At 72.4% G+C, this 14,922-nt stretch carries 14 protein-coding genes and 1 pseudogene; 5 read left to right on the top strand and 10 right to left on the bottom strand.

Annotated elements, in window-relative coordinates; genetic code table 11:
* Positions 1-132 precede the first annotated feature (132 nt).
* The 4 genes and pseudogenes from cas2 to BMW67_RS03025 all read left to right on the top strand — a co-directional run bounded on the left by cas2 (position 133) and on the right by BMW67_RS03025 (position 2,544).
* Positions 133-411, top strand: a complete 279-nt coding sequence (cas2, locus tag BMW67_RS03040) for a CRISPR-associated endonuclease Cas2 (RefSeq protein ID WP_072746000.1) — start codon at positions 133-135, stop codon at positions 409-411.
* A 99-nt stretch (positions 412-510) separates the two neighbouring features.
* Positions 511-1,401: pseudogene (gene cas1, locus BMW67_RS03035) on the top strand (CRISPR-associated endonuclease Cas1); the annotation flags it as partial.
* Entirely contained in the window at positions 1,385-2,245 is an 861-nt protein-coding gene (locus tag BMW67_RS03030; RefSeq protein ID WP_072746002.1) for a CRISPR-associated endonuclease Cas1, read from the top strand. The pseudogene cas1 and the gene BMW67_RS03030, both read left to right, overlap by 17 nt.
* Positions 2,242-2,544, top strand: coding sequence for a CRISPR-associated endonuclease Cas2 (locus BMW67_RS03025; RefSeq protein ID WP_072746003.1), 303 nt, complete (start codon positions 2,242-2,244; stop codon positions 2,542-2,544). Before BMW67_RS03030 ends, BMW67_RS03025 begins: the two co-directional genes overlap by 4 nt.
* A 948-nt stretch (positions 2,545-3,492) precedes the next feature.
* Here the strand turns inward: BMW67_RS03025 and BMW67_RS03020 are convergent.
* The 6 genes from BMW67_RS03020 to prfA all read right to left on the bottom strand — a co-directional run bounded on the left by BMW67_RS03020 (position 3,493) and on the right by prfA (position 10,803).
* Positions 3,493-5,328 carry an FkbM family methyltransferase gene (locus tag BMW67_RS03020; RefSeq protein WP_072746004.1) on the bottom strand — a complete coding sequence of 612 codons (1,836 nt, stop codon included), beginning with the start codon at positions 5,326-5,328 and terminating at the stop codon, positions 3,493-3,495.
* Positions 5,325-6,365: a glycosyltransferase family 2 protein gene (locus BMW67_RS03015; protein WP_072746005.1), complete on the bottom strand. Its 1,041-nt coding sequence runs from the start codon at positions 6,363-6,365 to the stop codon at positions 5,325-5,327. The genes BMW67_RS03020 and BMW67_RS03015 overlap by 4 nt, the downstream gene beginning before the upstream one ends.
* 153 nt (positions 6,366-6,518) lie before the next feature.
* On the bottom strand, positions 6,519-7,718 hold the full coding sequence (locus BMW67_RS03010; RefSeq protein ID WP_083581087.1) for a baeRF10 domain-containing protein: 1,200 nt from the start codon (positions 7,716-7,718) through the stop codon (positions 6,519-6,521).
* Positions 7,719-7,849: 131 nt separating this feature from the next.
* Positions 7,850-8,611, bottom strand: coding sequence for a DUF4167 domain-containing protein (locus BMW67_RS03005; protein ID WP_072746006.1), 762 nt, complete (start codon positions 8,609-8,611; stop codon positions 7,850-7,852).
* A 249-nt stretch (positions 8,612-8,860) separates the two neighbouring features.
* Positions 8,861-9,751, bottom strand: a complete 891-nt coding sequence (prmC, locus tag BMW67_RS03000) for a peptide chain release factor N(5)-glutamine methyltransferase (RefSeq protein ID WP_072746007.1) — start codon at positions 9,749-9,751, stop codon at positions 8,861-8,863.
* Positions 9,748-10,803 (bottom strand): peptide chain release factor 1, encoded by a 1,056-nt coding sequence (gene prfA / locus BMW67_RS02995; protein ID WP_072746008.1) that lies wholly within the window; start codon positions 10,801-10,803, stop codon positions 9,748-9,750. The genes prmC and prfA overlap by 4 nt, the downstream gene beginning before the upstream one ends.
* A gap of 87 nt (positions 10,804-10,890) precedes the next feature.
* Here prfA and BMW67_RS02990 point away from each other — a divergent pair, with 87 nt between their 5' ends.
* The gene (locus BMW67_RS02990) at positions 10,891-11,235 is read left to right on the top strand and encodes a hypothetical protein (protein ID WP_072746009.1); all 345 of its coding nucleotides are present in this window, start codon (positions 10,891-10,893) and stop codon (positions 11,233-11,235) included.
* Here the strand turns inward: BMW67_RS02990 and BMW67_RS02985 are convergent.
* The 4 genes from BMW67_RS02985 to BMW67_RS02970 form a co-directional block, all read right to left on the bottom strand.
* Positions 11,180-11,662, bottom strand: a complete 483-nt coding sequence (locus BMW67_RS02985; protein WP_245728440.1) for a DUF1499 domain-containing protein — start codon at positions 11,660-11,662, stop codon at positions 11,180-11,182. The two genes, BMW67_RS02990 and BMW67_RS02985, sit on opposite strands and share 56 nt — an antisense overlap.
* Entirely contained in the window at positions 11,659-12,780 is a 1,122-nt protein-coding gene (gene ispG / locus BMW67_RS02980) for a flavodoxin-dependent (E)-4-hydroxy-3-methylbut-2-enyl-diphosphate synthase (RefSeq protein WP_072746010.1), read from the bottom strand. The genes BMW67_RS02985 and ispG overlap by 4 nt, the downstream gene beginning before the upstream one ends.
* Positions 12,781-12,880: 100 nt before the next feature.
* Positions 12,881-14,209 carry a helix-turn-helix domain-containing protein gene (locus BMW67_RS02975; protein ID WP_072746011.1) on the bottom strand — a complete coding sequence of 443 codons (1,329 nt, stop codon included), beginning with the start codon at positions 14,207-14,209 and terminating at the stop codon, positions 12,881-12,883.
* Positions 14,210-14,389: 180 nt separating this feature from the next.
* The gene (locus BMW67_RS02970; protein ID WP_218139746.1) at positions 14,390-14,908 is read right to left on the bottom strand and encodes a MarR family winged helix-turn-helix transcriptional regulator; all 519 of its coding nucleotides are present in this window, start codon (positions 14,906-14,908) and stop codon (positions 14,390-14,392) included.
* Positions 14,909-14,922 lie beyond the last annotated feature (14 nt).

Below are 14,922 nucleotides of genomic sequence, written 5' to 3'. Positions count from 1 at the left end.
CAGAAGCGTCGAAAGACATGCCCCGCCGCCAAGAGATGAAGAGGCGCTCGGGCGGCGCGACGACAAGCTTGCCATGGGTTGGCGACGGCCTCGGCGCGGGCATGATGGAGTCCGCAACAGCAGGAGACCGAAATGCCCAGGCAATTGCTTCTTGTCGCTTACGACATCTCGCACCCCCGCCGCCTGGCGTCCGCCCGCGACGCCGTCTCGGCCTGGGCGGCCGGGGGGCAGAAATCGGTGTTCGAATGTCATGCCGCGCCCGCCGAACGCGCAGAGCTTGCGCGCCAGATGCAACGCGCGCTGGCCTTCGAGCAGGATCGCCTTGCGCTGTTCCTGACCCGCGCGGAAACGGCGCGCGCGATGGGGATCGGCGAGGTCGCGCGGGACGAACCCCTCGTCTGGGTGGGCTGAGGACATGCCGACGCTGTTCATCGACCACCGCCGCGCCCATATCGGCCGCGCGCGCAACGCTCTGGAGCTGCGCCTGCCCGATCGCCCCCGCGTCGCGCGCCGGTGCGCGGCCTCTCGCGCCTGATCGTTCACGGCTCGGCGACGATCGAAGCCGGCGCCTTGAACCTGCTGTGGCAGGCCGGCGTCGGGGTCCTGTTCCTGTCCGGCCGCAATGGCGAGGCCGGCGCAAGGTTCCATGGCGCCGCCCATGGCGATGCGGGAATTCGCCTTGCTCAATACCGGCTCTGGCACGACCCGGTCCGCCGCCACGCCTGGGCGCGGGATCTGGTGCGCTTGCGCCTGCGCATGATGCGAAGAACCGCCCGGCGGATCGCCCTTCATCGTCGCGCCGGCCGCCGGATCCTGTCGCCCGCGCTGGCCGCGATCGACCGCGCCGAGAGCAGCATCGACCAGGCCCAGGGCATCGCGTCGCTGCGCGGGATCGAGGGCGCCGCCGCCGCGGCCTGGTTCTCGGCCTATGCCCAACTTTTCCCTCCGTCGCTGGGTTTTTCGGCCAGGCGGCGCAGGCCCCCGCCGGACCCGGTCAACGCCCTGCTTTCGCTCGGATACACCATCGCCGCGGCCGAAGCGGCGGGCGCGGCCAACCGCGCGGGGCTGGACCCTGCGATCGGCCTCATCCATGGGCTGGCGCATGGCCGAGAGGCGCTCGCCCTGGATATCGTCGAGCCCGCAAGGCCGCTCGTCGATGATTTCGTGCATGACCTGTTTCACAGCCGCACGATCGAGGCGCGGCACTTCTCGCGCGAAGAAGGGCGCGCCGCGGTCCTGGGCAAGGCCGGACGGCAGGCCTTCTACCACGCCTGGGAAGAGCGCGCCGCCCCCAACGTGAGGACGGTGGTCGCCATGGTCGCGCGCGAAGGCGTGCGCCGATTGCGGCGCGAGATGCGCGCCCAAGGCGGCGAAGGCCCCGAAGATGACGCGCTTTCCTGATTTCCACGAAACGCACCTGGTCCTTGACGGCGGCAAGCGGCCCATCAAGGCGACCTTGTTCGGCCAAGCCGTCGCGGCGACTCCGAAGGGCGGGCCGCAAAGGCTGGCTCCGATCGCCCGGCTCTCGCACATCACGGTTCGCGGCGCCGTGTCGCTTGATGCGGACCTGCTGATCGCCTGCGCCGCACGCGGCCGGCCGATCGGCATCGCCGACGCGGATGGGCGCCTGCGGGCGTTGGTGGCGCCCATGGTGCGACGCAGAACGTCTCTGGGCGATGCGCTCGAACGGTTTCGGGGGCGCGCGGACTGGCGCGATCGCCTCGAGGATTGGCGCCGATCGCGCCTGTCATGGCTTGCGCGGGGCCTGGCGCCGGATCCGTCCGAGGCCGCCCGCGCCGGATGGGCCGGGGCCGAAGCCCTGATCGCCGCGTCGGCGAACGTCCGTGGCCGCGCCCCCGCCGCCCGTCTGCGGAACATGGCGCGGGCGCACGCCATGATGATCGCGGCAAGGGTTCTGGGCGATGGAGGATGCCCCGCGCGCTGGATGACCGGGGGCCCCGACGGCCGCCACGACCTGGTCCCCGTCTTCGGCCAGATCGCGCTGTGGCGCCTGGCGCGCCTTGCGCTGCGCTCGCGAGGCGCGGCGCGATTGCGGCGGGCGTTGTCGCATGACCTGGCCCTGCGAGGTCGCCCGGACCGCGCCCTCGAGCGCACGGCGGCGCTGGTCGACCGCCCCCTGCGCAGCGCCTTGGCCGGCGACGTCAGGCGGCTGCATTTGTGGCTGGTCGACATGGCCGGCCCGATGGCCGACTGGCGGCTGGACGAGCGCGAGCGGCGCCGATGAGCTGGCTGCTGGCCTACGATGTCGCCTGCCCGCGCCGGTGGCGCGCCGTGCATGGGCTGGCCTCGGATCACGGCCATCGTCTGCAGTATTCCTTGTGGTGGCTGCCGCTTTCGCGGCTCGAGATGGACCGGCTCTGGCGCGACCTTGCCAAGTGCATCGACCCCGCCGCGGATGACGTCCGCGCCTATCCCTTCCCGAACGACGCATGGTGCCGCCTGTGGGGCGCGCCGCCATGGGGCGACGGCGTGGTGGATCGGTTTTCGATGCGCTTCTCCGCCTCCTGGCGCGATCGGCCTTGAGAGCCTCGGCATGGCAAGCTAGGCTTGCGGCGTCGCGCCCGAAGGTCCGGCTTCGGGAACGGGCCGGAAAATCCTCCGCAGTTCGGCGCGAGCCGCTCTTTGAAAAATCTGGACTTTTTCCGCCGATGCGGACCTGTTTCCGTCTCAAGTCGCCAAGGCCGAGTTGCTTTTCGCAATTGGCCGGAAAAGCCCTTTGGCATCAATCGCTTGCCAAGGGGGGTCGGTCGAAAGACATGCCCCGCTTCCAAGGGGATTAAGACCTTGGCTTTTGTATTCAGACGGCGCACAATAAGTGGTCGAAAGACATGCCCCGCTTCCAAGGGGATTAAGACCAATCTCCCGGTGGTCAAACAACGCCGTGTAGAGTCGAAAGACATGCCCCGCTTCCAAGGGGATTAAGACCGGCTGCTCTGAGAGCATTCGAGGGACGATGAGTCGAAAGACATGCCCCGCTTCCAAGGGGATTAAGACCCGATGCGATGAAGGCCTCGGCAGCAATGGTTTGTCGAAAGACATGCCCCGCTTCCAAGGGGATTAAGACTGGCGAGAATGTCAGCTTTACCGATCGACGCTTTGTCGAAAGACATGCCCCGCTTCCAAGGGGATTAAGACCGCTCAAAGCGCCGGATCAGGGCGTCGATGGAGTCGAAAGACATGCCCCGCTTCCAAGGGGATCAGGACGCGACCAGCCTCGGGAACGCTTTTCGGTTGCGAAACGTCGACGACATGCCCTGTCGAAGCAGAATGCCGCGAGGCGAGCCGGGGCGACGCGCCCGGTCCGGCGCGGGGCGCGACACGCCTGGGTCCTTCCTGGCCCCATGCCCGCCAAGAAAGGAACCGCCGGCAGGGCCGGGCGCGAAGTCGCGATCGCGCCGCTTCGGCAAGCGGCGCGAACGACGCCTGGCCGAAGCGGCGCGATCGCCGCCGAACGGACCGACCGCGACCGGATCAGACCGCCGTCGCGGCCGCCATGCGCATCAGGTTGGGGTGGAACGAGGGCGAATCCAGCGACATCCAGACGTGATGGTCCGGCAGCCCCTGGAAGCGGCGCAGGAACATTTCGACCAGAGCCGCGAAATCCTCGTTGCCGCTCGCGGCGGGCTCGGCGCCGTGGAACGTCTGGGGCGGGAAGGCGCGCCGCGCCAGGGCGTAGAGCTCGGCCGCGCCTTCGAGGAACGGCGTGCGCAGATCCGCGCGCAGCGTGCCGCAAGACCAGCGCACGGTGTTCATGAACGAGCGCAGGATCGGGTTCGCGTCGGGCCAGCCCTCCTTGATCGCGCGTGAAAGCGTGGCGCGATACATCTCGAGCGAATGGAAATGCCGCTCGTCGCCCTGGCGGATGTCCTGCCCCGGATGCTGGCGATACAGATACCGCAGCGCCTCCACATGCGGCACCTTGCGGCAAAGCGCCAGCGTCGTCATGTGGAAGATCTGGTCGTCATAGGCGCGGATGTGCTCGGGGAACCAGATGTTCTTGTTGTCGAGGAAGTCGCGCCGATAGACCCGGCGCCAGATCGTGGGCTGGCCCGTCAGCAGACGCGCCGGCGGCACGAGGCGGAAATCGAGGCCGGCCGCGCGCTGGGTCGGCAGATCGTCGAAGGCGCCGCGCTCGTAGCTGGGGGTGACGACGCGGCCCTCATCGCCCTCCTCGAAGGGGGCGAAGCCGCCCTGCACCACCTCGGCCCCCGTCCAGCGCGCCAGGTCCAGAAGCCGCGCGAAGAAGCCCGGCTCGACCAGGTCGTCGGCGTCCACGAAGGCGATGTGGCGGGCGTTCGAATGCAGCCGCCCATAGTTGCGCGCCGAGGCGCAGCCGCCATTGGGCTTGCTCAGCGCCCGCACGCGCGCATCGGCGGCGAATTCGGCGCGCACCAGCTCGCCCGTCCCGTCGCGCGAGCCGTCGTCCACGACGATGACGCGCACGTCGTCGCCGGCCCCGTCAAGGATCGAGCGCACGCACTCGCCGATGAAATCGCGCGCGTCATAGGCGGCGACCACCACGTCCAGCGCCTCGTCGCGCGCACCCTCGACGCCGTCGCGGCGCAGGCACCAGGGCGTGCCCGCCCGGCGCAGGAACACCTCGTCCTTGCGGCCCGACCCGGCCAGAACGGCGCCGCCGCGCGGGGTCTCCCACACCGCGCCGACCAGCATCGGGATGTCGGCGCCGGCCAGCCGCTCGGCGATGCCGCGTTCCTCGAACGGGGCGCACAGCTTGAGCAGATCGGGCTCGAGCGCCGCGATGGCCTCGGGCGGCACCGTCGGCAGAGCGCGCGCCTCGGCATCCGTCGGACGCGCGCGCAAGACCGCTTCGGGGCGATCGGGATCGGGCCGGAACGGCGCGGGCCGGCACATCGCCTGCAAGGCCCGCGCATCGGGCGCCGCAAGGGGCTCGGACGGCGCGGGCGCACGCGCGCTGATCGCCGCGCGCACCACCGTCACGTTCCCGAGCCCCAGCCTGCGCAGGTTCTCCTCGAGCAGGTCCGCCGCGAACTCCGAGGGTTCGAAGCACCACAGCCGCCAGCGCGGGAAGGCGGCGGCGAAGGGCAGCGCGAAGGATCCGAAGCCCGCGCCGACATCCACGGCCACCCCCTCGGCCGGGACCGGGCGCGTGCACAGGAACGGCTCGTAGACCCCCCGCAGCCGCGCCTGCGCGTCGGCGGCCGAGCGCGCATCCGCGGGCGCAAGCAGATCGAGCGCAAGGCCGAACGCCTCGATCCGAACAAGCGACGTCTCGGCCAGGCTGGGCGCCTTCGGGCCCTTCGCGATCTTGCCCCGGATCAGGTTCATGCGAACACCTCCTTCGCATAGCGCCGCAGCGCATCAAGCTCGGCCCGGGCAAGCGGCGTGTCGGCCGCGATCACCGACCAGCGCGGATCGACCCCGCGCATGGCCGCCCGCACGGCCATGCGGAAATTCCAGCGGTGCTGATGCCCCACGCAGCTTTCGCACCAGCGCACAAGGCGCAGCGCCGCCGCGGCCGCGGCCGAGCGGCGCAAGGGATCCGCAAAGCTGGGGGTGCGTTCGAGCAGGGCGAAGGTCATGCGCGCGACCGCGATCGCGTCGAAGCGCCGCTCGTCGCTCGACGAGGTGATCTGCGGGCGACCGTAGCGCCGGTGATACGCGAAGCCCGGCGCGTGGATGATCGAGATCCGCGCCGCCTGCGCCACCGCCATGGCGTGGAACAGCATGTCCTCGAAGACGCGCCCGTTGGGAAAGCCCAGCCGGCGCGCGCGAAGGAAATCGACGCGCACGAACTTGTTGGCCGCCTGCGGCTCGATCAGATGCGCCAGCGCCCGCGCCATGCTCTCTTCCGCCGCGCCGGTCTCGATCGGGTTTTCGCCCAGAAGCTCGCGCAACCGGTCGAAATGCGCGGCGTCGTAGAAGCGCCGCATGTCGCCGTCGACCTCGGACAGCACGCCGCGCTGCAGCGCCAGATCCGGCGCGTCGCGGCGGATGACCTCGGCCGCCGCCGCGAAGGCCCAGGGCGGGCGCGCGTCGTCGGCGTCCAGAAAGCAGACATAGTCGCCGCGCACATGCTCGAGCCCGCGGTTGCGCGCCGCCGAAAGCCCGGCATTGGCCTGCCGGATCAGCCTGACGCGCCTGTCGTCGGCGGCGATCTCCTGCGCGATGGCGCGTGTGGCGTCGTCGGCGCCGTCATCGACCAGGATCAGCTCCAGCGCCGGGTGGCTCTGGCCCAGCACGCTGGCGGCGGCGCGGCGCAGAAGCGGCCCCTCGTTGAACATGGTCATGACGCAGGAGAAGACCGGCCCCGTCTGCGCGCGCCCCTTGGCCCAGGCCCCGGATTGCGTCGAAACAGCGGACATGACGAGCCCTCCGACCAGAATTGCGACGCCCCGCCCTGCGGCGCGCGCCGCGGGCGCACGCAAGAAGGGCGTGGCGCTTTATGCGCCACGCCCCCCGGATGATCAACCCTTCATCAACGCAACTTGCCGCGGATCAACCCGCGGCGCGCCGCCTTACCAGCGCAGACGGGCCGCGGCGCCCTTGAACTCGCGCGCCAGGCGCTCGGCCGCATCGCCGCGCACGAATTCGACGCGCGCGCCGTGCTCGGCCGCCAGGTCCAGCACATGGTCGGCCAGCCGCACCTTGCGCGGGGCCTCACAGATCTTGCGCGCGGGCTCCTCGGCGCCGAACAGCATGCCGTTCTCGCAGCGCCAGACCTCGGCCTCGCATTCCCAGGGCAGGACCAGCACCTCGACCCGGCCCAGCTGCAGCGCGTCGAGCGTCGGGTCAAGCCCCCACACCCCCGGCTGCTCGGCAATGGCGTCGAGCAGCGCGTTCTCGGCCGCCCGCTCGGCCTTCTCGAGCGCGGGGGCGACATGTCGCAGGATCAGCGCCGCGTCGGGTTCGGCGTCCTCGGCCGGGTTCGGCAGCACGGCGGCGACGCGCGCGCGCACGCCGCGCGGCGCGGCGGCCAGGACGACGGCGGTCTCGACCTCGTCGCCGATCAGCACGAGCCGGCCGGCGCCCATCTCGGCCAGCGCCTTTTCAAGGACGCGGCCGAAGCGCGCGTAAAGCTCGCGCTTCTTGCGGTCCAGCTTGACGGTCGCATGGTCCTTGTTCGAGCCCGACAGATCGGGCGTGGCGCTGGCGCGCACCGCGCCGCTGCGGATGGCCTCGGACGCCTCGCGCAGCTTCGCCCAATCCTCGCCCGCGACATGCGCAAGCAGGTCGCGGCGCTCGGCCGCCTCGCCCAGGAAGATCTCGAACAGGCGCCAGCGCCCGCCCCCGACATGCAGCGCGGCGGTGCGCTCATGCTCGTCCAGCGCGAAGGCCAGCGGCGCGATCCACGGCTCGCCCCAGCGCGCCTCGACGCGGCCCTCGCGCAGATCGACCACCGGAAGGGCGACGTTGAGGTCGATGCGCAGGACGCTGGTCTTGCCCAGATGGTTCTGACGCGCGAACACGGCCAGCGAGCGCGCCTCGGGCCGCTCGGCCGCGAGCGCCTCGATCACGTCATCGGCCAGCGAGCGGCCATGCTCGGGACGCTTGTGGATGGGTTCGATGTCCTTGAGCGCGTTCTTGACCCGCGCGCGCCAGGCGCCGCCGCGATTGTCGGGATTGGAGGGGTCGATGTCGGCGTAGACGGTCAGCGCCGGCGCCTCGACCTCTTCCAGTTGGGCGAATATCCGCGCAACGTCGTCCTTGTGAAGCATGCTCCGCCTCCTCGTTCCTGTTGTCCTTGGTGTGATGACTGCGGCCGCCCGGGAGCGGCCTTGCGACTCGTCCCTCAAATAGGAACGCGGCGACCGGGCGCAATGATCGGTTTCAGGAAAAACCTTTCGCTTCAGCCCGCCGCATCCTCGGGCGCCTTGGGCGCGGCCTCGCCGCCCTGCGGTTCGGCGGCCGGGGCGCTCTTGCGCGGCCGGCCGGGGCGGCGGCGCGGGCGCGGCGCCTCTTCGCCTTCGGCCGAGGGCTGCGCCTCGGCGGAGACGTTGGCGGCGGGCTGTTCGGCTGCGGGCTGCTCGGCGGGCTGCTCGGGCGCGGCGTCCTGCTGGGCGGCGTCGCGGCGCGGCGCGCGCCGGCGGCGGCCGCGGCCCTCGGCCTGAGGCTGCGATTGGGGCTGCTCGCCGCCCGCCGCGCCGCTCGGGGCCGCGCCGACGGGCGCCTCGGCGGGCTCGACCACCTCGAGCCCCGAGGGCGCGGGCGGCTCTTCGATCGTGCCGTTGAAACCGCCGACGGGGGCGTCGGGCTGCGGCGCCTCGGCCGGATCGCGGCGCTGCTGCTGGTTCTGCTGCTGCTCGCGCGCGGGACGCTGATGCTGCTGGGCGTGCTGCTCGGCGCGCTGCTGCGCCTCGGCCTGGGCCGCGCTCAGCAGACGCGCGTAATGCTCGGCGTGCTGAAGGAAATTCTCGGCCATCACGCGATCGCCCGAGGTCTGGGCGTCGCGCGCCAGCTGCTCGTATTTCTCGATGATCTGCTGGGGGGTGCCGCGCACCTTCCCCTCGGGGCCGTTGCTTTCGAAGACGCGGTTCGCGACGTTGCCCAGGCTCTTGCCCTGACGGTTGTTCTTGCCGCGGTTGCGGTTCGGTTTCTGCGATGCTCTCATCTCGTCTCGGTCTCTGCCCGATTACCTGGACCGGCTCCGCATGGCGCTCGGAGGAGCCGTCGGCGCCCGCGCCGGGGGTCGCGCCGCGGGCCATGTCGCGTTCATCTCGCGGGCAAGGGCGCCTCGCGCCGCTCGTCTGATCCGCCTGTGCGATTGGCTTGCCCACCGCGGCTGCATCGGCGCAAGCAACGCCCCTCCGCCAGCGCCGCCGGTGAGCAGGGCCATGCTATACGGTTTTTTCGCGCCGGCTCAAGTCCGATCTTGCCCGCGCGCGCCATCGGCGGGCGCGCGCAGCTCGATCACGCGCGCGCGCCCGTCCATGTCGCGGTGAAGGCGCGCCGCGCCGAAGCCCTGCGCGGCGAAGATGGCGCGCACCGCCTCCTCCTGCCCGGCGCCGAATTCGAACAGCGCCCGCCCGCCCGGCGCCAGATGCGCCGCCAGCCCCGCCGCCAGCGCCCGGTAGGCGTCCAGCCCGTCGCCGCCGGGGCTGAGCGCGGCCGCTGGCTCGTGCAGCCGCACCTCGGGCGCGAGCGCGTCCATCTCATCGGCGGGAATGTAGGGCGGGTTCGACACGATCAGGTCGAAGCGCTCGTCGCCCAGCGGCGCGAACCAGTCGCCCTGCACAAGGCGCGCGCGCCCCTCGACGCCCACAAGCGCCGCGTTGCGCCGCGCCACCGCCAGCGCCGCCGCCTCGCGCTCGACCCCGACGCCGCGCGCGCCCGGGCGCTCGGCCAGAAGGGTGAACAGGATGCACCCGCTGCCCAGCCCCAGATCCAGCGCGCGCGCGAAAGCCCCGCCCTCGAGCGCGGCGGCGATCAGCGTCTCGGTCTCGGGGCGCGGGTCGAGAACGTCGCCGGTCACCAGGAATTCGCGCCCCCAGAAGACGCGCCGGCCCGTGATGTGCGACAGCGGACGCCGGGCCGCCCGCGCGGCCACGGCCTCGCGGAAGCGGGCGGCCTCGTCCGGCGCCGGCGCCTGGTCCAGCCGGGCGGCCAGCGCCGCGCCGTCCAGCCCCGCCGCCCAGCGCAGCAGCAGCCGCGCGTCGCGCGCCGCGCCCTCGATCCCCGCCCCTTCGAGGCGGCGCGCGCCCTCGGCCAGAAGGGCGGCCCGGGTCGGGGCGCGATCGGGGGCGGCGCTCATGCCTCGTCGCCCGCCAGCAGCTCGGCCTGGCCGGCGGCGGCCAGCGCGTCGATCAGCTCGTCCAGATCGCCGTCCAGCACCTGGTCGAGCTTGTGCAGCGTCAGCCCGATGCGGTGATCGGTGACGCGGCCTTGCGGAAAGTTGTAGGTGCGGATGCGCTCCGAGCGGTCGCCCCCGCCCACCTGCTCCTTGCGCTCGGCGGCGCGGGCGGCCTTAGCCTCGCGCCGGCGCATGTCCAGAAGGCGGGCGCGCAGCACCTGCATGGCGCGCGCCCGGTTCAGATGCTGCGACTTCTCGGCGCTGGTGACGACGAGCCCGGTGGGAATATGCGTGATGCGCACCGCCGAGTCGGTGGTGTTGACATGCTGCCCCCCCGCCCCCGAGGCGCGCATGGTGTCGATGCGCAGATCCGAGGCGGGGATGTCGACCTCGACCTCCTCGGCCTCGGGCAGCACCGCCACCGTGGCCGCCGAGGTGTGGATCCGCCCCTGGCTTTCGGTCCGCGGCACGCGCTGCACGCGATGCACGCCCGATTCCCATTTCAGCCGCGCGAACACCCCCGGCCCCTTGACCAGCGCCACCGCCTCGCGAAAGCCGCCCAGCTCGGCGGGGCTTTCGTCGATGATCTCGAAGCTCCAGCCGCGGGCCTCGGCATGGCGCTGATACATGCGCAGAAGGTCGCCCGCGAACAGCGCCGCCTCGTCGCCGCCGGCGCCGGCGCGCACCTCGAGAATGGCCGAGCGCTCGTCCGCCGCGTCTCGCGGGACCAGCGCAAGGCGCAGCGCGCGCTCGACCTCGGGCAGGCGCGCCTCGAGCGCGGCCAGCTCCTCGCGCGCAAGCGCGCCCAGCTCGGGGTCCGAGACCAGGGCGCGCGCCTCGTCGATCTGGCGGCGCAGTGCGCGCCAGGCCGCCGCCTGCTCGGCGGCGGGGCGGATGCGGGCGTATTCCTGCGCCAGCGCGGCGAAATCGGCGTCGCCCCCGCCCTGGGCCATGCGCGCCTCCAGCTCTTCGGCGCGGCGCAGGATGCGGTCGATCTTCTCGGCTGCGATCATGCGCCCATTGAGCGCGGCCGGGCCGGCGGGTCAAGCCCCGGGCGCAAGGGGGATTTGCCGGCGCGCGCGCGCGTGGCATGATGAGCCATGCGGCTGCACCTTGGCATATGCGGCGCGGCGGCGCTGATGATCGCGGCGGGCGGGGCCGCGCCCGCGCTCGCCCAGGCGCCGCGCTGGGTTCCGCCGCCGCCCGCGCCGGGGCACGAATACCCGCCCTGCTATTGCACCAATCGCGGGCGCAAGGCGCCGCTGGGCGCGACCGCCTGCCTGACCGTCGGCGGCAAGAGCTTTCTGGCCCGCTGCGAGATGTCGCTGAACAATCCCATCTGGCGCAAGGTGTCGGACCTGTGCCCGACCTCGGCCCTTGCCGGGCCTTTCAGCGCAGCCGCGCGCGCAGCGCGGCCAGCCAATCCGCCACCCGCGCCGCGTTGACGCCCAGATCGCTGCGCCCATAGCGCGAGCGCGAATAGACCGCCAGCGCCGCGCCGCCCGGCACGGGCAGCGCGCGCGCCGAGACGTAATCGGGAAAGCCCATGAGCGCCGAGCGCTGAACATATGTGGCGTGAAGCGCCTCGGGGCCGCCGGCGATGCGCCGCGTGCGCGGCTGCGCCAGCGCAACCGCGTCGAAAGCGGCCATCAGCGCGGCGGGGTCGGCGGCGAGGACCGGCGCCGGCCCGTCGGCGGGCGCCGCCGCGCCGGGCGGCGCCAGAAGGAAATCGTTCGGCGCGCCCGTGCGCTGCACGCTCAGCGGATCGACATGCCAGCGCGCCGGGTCGTCGGGAACAAGGCGCATCCACAGCGCCGCGGCCAGCGCCAGCCCCGCCAGCGCGGCCAGGGCGAGGCGCGCGCGGCGCCTCACTCGGCCGCCTCGCCCGCGGCGCGGGCCGCCTCCATCTCGGCCGCCTTGCGCTCGACCAGCTCGACGATGCGGTCGATCATGCGCGCGTTCTCCAGCTTGTGATCCGGCACGCCCGCCACATAGACCATGCCCGACCCGGCGCCGCCGCCGGTGAAGCCGATGTCGGTCTCGCGCGCCTCGCCGGGGCCGTTGACCACGCAGCCGATGATCGAGACGGTGATCGGCGCGTGCACATGCGCCAGCCGCTCTTCCAGAATGCTCACCGTGCGGATCACGTCGAAGCCCTGGCGCGCGCAGCTGGGGCACGAGATGATCGTCACGCCGCGATGGCGCAGGTTGAGCGATTTGAGGATCTCGTAGCCGATCCGCACCTCCTCGACCGGATCGGCCGAGAGGCTGACGCGCAGCGTGTCGCCGATGCCCATCCACAACAGGTTGCCAAGCCCGATCGCCGACTTCACCGCGCCCGAGACGCGCCCCCCCGCCTCGGTCACGCCCAGATGCAGCGGCGCGTCCGTGGCGTCGGCCAGCGCCTGATAGGCGGCCGCGGTCAGGAACACGTCCGACGCCTTGACCGAGATCTTGTATTCGCGAAAGTCGTGCTCCTCGAGCAGGCGCGCATGCTCGAGCGCGCTCTCGACCATGGCCTCGGGGCACGGCTCGCCGTATTTCTCGAGCAGATGCCGCTCGAGGCTGCCGCCGTTCACGCCGATGCGGATCGAGCAGCCATGATCCTTGGCCGCCTGCACCACCTCGCGCACCCGCGCGGGCGAGCCGATGTTGCCCGGGTTGATGCGCAGGCACGCCGCGCCCGCGCGCGCCGCCTCGATGGCGCGGCGGTGGTGGAAGTGGATGTCGGCGACGATGGGCGCCGGGCTGGCCTTGCAGATGGCCTTGAGCGCGGCGGTCGATTCCTCGTCCGGGCAGCTGACGCGCACGATGTCCGCGCCCGCCTCGGCGCAGCGCAGCACCTGGTCGATGGTGGCGCGCACATCGGCGGTCGGGGTGTTGGTCATGGTCTGCACCGAGATCGGGGCGTCGCCGCCGACCTCGACCTTGCCGACACGGATCTTGCGGCTCTTGCGTCGCGCGATGTCGCGCCAGGGACGGATGCTCATGCGCAGGCCCTTGCTGATCGGCCGCCCTGCGGGACGGGCGGCGCCTGGCGACCGATATAGGCCCCGCCCGCGGCGCTGTCCACTCGCGCCCCGGGGCGGCTCACTCGAGCGTCAGCCGCGCCTCGGCGCGGGGCGCGGGCGCAGGCGCCGCGCCGGGGTCGGGCAGACGCTCGACCGGGGCGAAGGCGGCGCGGATCGCATCGGGCGCAAGCGTGACGCGCTTGGCCACGCCGCCGGGACGGCCGAGGGGACCGTAAATGACGTCGTCCACCTGCAGATACACCCCCCCGGCATTGCCCGCGCGCAGCTGGGCGCCTTCGGCGCCGTCGGGCAGGCGGAAGCGCTCGCCCGGCTTGAACACCCGCTGGGCAAGGGTCGATCCGTCGCGCGCGCGAACCCGCAGCCATGCATCGTCGACGGTCAGGATCCACACGCCCTTGCGCCCCTCGGCGCCCTGCGCGGCGGCGGGCGGCTGGGCGGGTTCGGCCGAGACCAGCTCGACGGCGGGACCGGGGGGCGCCGCGGGGGCGGGCCGGTCGCCGGAGGCCGACGCCGACAGGGCCGGCTGATCGCCGGGCGCCGGCGCGGCGGCGGGCGAGGATGCGGGCGATGACGCCGGATCGGCGGGCGTCGCCGCCGCCAGCGCCGCGCGCGGCGCCGAGGGGCGGACGCCCGGCGCGTAAACGCCGGCCTCGTCGGGGTCGATGGCCTGGATGGGACCGTCGCGCAAGGCGACGTCCGGGGCCGAGATGTCGCGCGGCGCGTAAAGCGCGGCCAGCGCCGCCTCGTGCTCGGCGCTGCGGATGGCGCGGGTCTCGGCGAAGGCTTCGAAGGACAGGCTGGGCAAGGCGATGTTGGGCGGCGTCTCGATCGGCGCGGGCGCCTCGGGCGAGGGCGCGATCGCCACGCGCTGCACCTCCTGCAGCACGAACCAGGCGCCGTAGCCCAGACCCGCGGTCAGCGCCGCCAGCACGGCGATCGAGGCGATCGCGCCAAGCGGCACCGCCGGCCCGATGCGCCGCGCGCTGCCAAGCGGCGCGGCCAGGCGGCTGCGCGCGAAATCCGCGTCGCCCTGCCCGCGCCCGCGCACCAGCGACAGAACGCCCTGCCCGGCGGGCGCCGCCGGGCGCGCGGCGGCGGCCGGACCGCGAAAGCCGCTTTCCTCGCAAAAGCGGCGGTAGACCTCGTCCGGGTCCAGCTGCAGATAGCGCGCATAGGCGCGGACATAGCCGGCGACGAACCCCTTGTTCGGGATCACCGAGGGATCGCAGTTCTCGATCGCGTCGATATAGGCGGCGCGGATGCGCAGATCGCGCTGCACGTCCAGCAGCGACTTGCCGAGCGACGCCCGGTGTCCCCGCAGTTCGTCTCCGAGTTTCACCTCGTAGGAATCGAACCCCCGAAGCGTCGGAACCTCATGATCTGGCATCGCTGGCCTGCTCGAAACACCTGCACCGGGGCGCGTTCTGGCGCCTTCTAGAGAGGAGCGCGCGGCGACGCAACCGCCGCGGCTCCGCTCCGTTATACCCGAGCGAGGCGATTCGGGCAGCAAAGCCGGGGCGCGAGGCGGGTAAAACTTGTCGCAAACCCGATCGCGCCCGGCGCCGTCTCAGTAGATGTAGCGGATCTGGTCCGACCAGTAGCGCTCCAGCCGCCGCATCCCGGCCACGACCTGCCCCAGCGAATCGACCCCCAGCTCGGCGTCCTGCAGAAGCTCGGCCGAATGGCGGGCGAACAGCGCGGCGACCACGTCGCGCACCTGCCGCCCCTTCGCCGTCAGGCGGATGCGGACCGAGCGCCTGTCCACGGGGCTGCGCTCGTGATGCAGGTAGCCGCCCTCGACCAGCTTCTTGAGATTGTAGGAGACGTTCGACCCCTGATAGTAGCCGCGCGTCTTGAGCTCGCCCGCCGTCACCTCGTCATCGCCGATGTTGAACAGCAGCAGCGCCTGGACCGGGTTGATGTCGATGCGCCCCAGCCGTTCGAATTCGTCCTTGACCACGTCCAGCAGCAGGCGGTGGAGCCGCTCGACCATCGCCAGAAGTTCGATGTAGCGCAGACCGTGCTCCGATCCGGTCCCCGCCTGCGCCGCCGGCGCGGCGCGCGCGGCTCGTGATGGAAAGCCCATGCGTCGCCTCCTCG

Origin of the sequence: Oceanicella actignis (assembly GCF_900111545.1) — a bacterium.
Taxonomy (GTDB): Bacteria; Pseudomonadota; Alphaproteobacteria; order Rhodobacterales; family Rhodobacteraceae; genus Oceanicella; species Oceanicella actignis.
The sequence above is the reverse complement of the archived record's forward strand: the minus strand, read 5'-3'. Positions and strand labels throughout refer to the sequence as shown.